The sequence below is a fragment of the Pseudoalteromonas sp. MSK9-3 genome (genome assembly GCF_003590335.1).
Lineage (GTDB): Bacteria > Pseudomonadota > Gammaproteobacteria > Enterobacterales > Alteromonadaceae > Pseudoalteromonas.
The window spans coordinates 1-1,212 of record NZ_MIET01000079.1; the positions used below are offsets into that span (position 1 = coordinate 1).

2 protein-coding genes are annotated in these 1,212 nt (G+C 41.8%); both read right to left on the minus strand.

Features of this window, described 5'->3' with window-relative positions:
• Positions 1-507 (minus strand): transposase zinc-binding domain-containing protein (locus BGP78_RS22490; RefSeq protein WP_147386114.1); only part of this gene is annotated, 507 nt, incomplete at its 3' end.
• On the minus strand, positions 504-1,212 hold a 709-nt coding region (locus BGP78_RS22495), incomplete at its 5' end, for a tyrosine-type recombinase/integrase (protein ID WP_119863496.1). The genes BGP78_RS22495 and BGP78_RS22490, both read right to left, overlap by 4 nt.

Genomic DNA, 1,212 nt, shown 5'->3' on the forward strand with positions numbered 1-1,212 from the left:
GTTATGAGCATCATAATATCCACATGGCATAATGACATGAATATGAGGGTGTAAATCACGTCGTCGATTGTGGGTATGTAATACCATAGTAAAGCCAATCTCGGCTTTGAACTGTCGTGCAGCAAACCCTTTGAGTACCTTACTGACGACTTTAAACATAGTTTGATACAGAATTTTTGGTTGATATCGCGTCAATACTCTCAACTCAAATGGCAAGGTGAATGTGACCATAAAATAATGACAGGGTAGTAACTTTTGCTCTTGTCGTTGCAACCACTGTGTGGTTGTTTGGTGTTGACATTGTGGGCAGTGACGATGCCCGCATGAGAGCGGGTGTTGTGCTTGATGGTGACAGTGAGCGCAGCCCCAACTCATTTTATGTTGCTCACTGGTTCTACATCGAAGCAGTGCTTTAATCGCCTGTCGAATAGGGTGATTAAGCTGACTCTCATACTGGTGTAGAAAATCATGTTCATGATGACGCAGTAATTCAATAAAGCAACTCATAAAGCCGCCGAGATACGCATGAGATTATTCGTTAACTGGTTTATGAGACGTTGAGTGTCATGCTGTTTTATCTGCGTTAGCTGCGTATATTTTGAGGTGGTATTCAGACTGCCATGACCGAGTAATAACTGTAATGAGCGTAAATCGAGACCTTGCTCTAGTAAATGAGTGGCAAAGCAGTGGCGCAAAGAGTGTGGGCTGATATGTTTGGTGATTTTGCAGTGTTTTAATACTGCTTTCATGGCCTTTTGTATACCGCCTTTATCCATTGGCGTATTAGCACCAAGCCCTTTTCCTGGAAATATCAGCGTAGAGTGACGATGAGTTTTCCAATAAAGACGTAATGCTTGAAGTGTTTTATCAGGTAGGGGGACTAGCCTATCTTTACCGCCTTTACCATCACGAATATGAACGCGCATTGTTTTACAATCAATGTCAGCCACAGTCAGGTGTAAAGCTTCACTAAGACGCAACCCCATAGTGTATAAAGTTAAAAAGAACACTTGGTAACGGTGCTGTTTAGTATGATTAAGCATAAAAGCAATTTGTGCGGCAGTTAAGATATCGGGAATACGTTTTACTTGAGGGGGCTTAACAATATCGAGCCACTGCCACTGGCGTTCAAGGGTATATTTATAAAAGAATTGTAAGCCATTACGGTCTAACTTAATGGTACTCCAAGAGTGAGTTTGAATGAGGGCATTA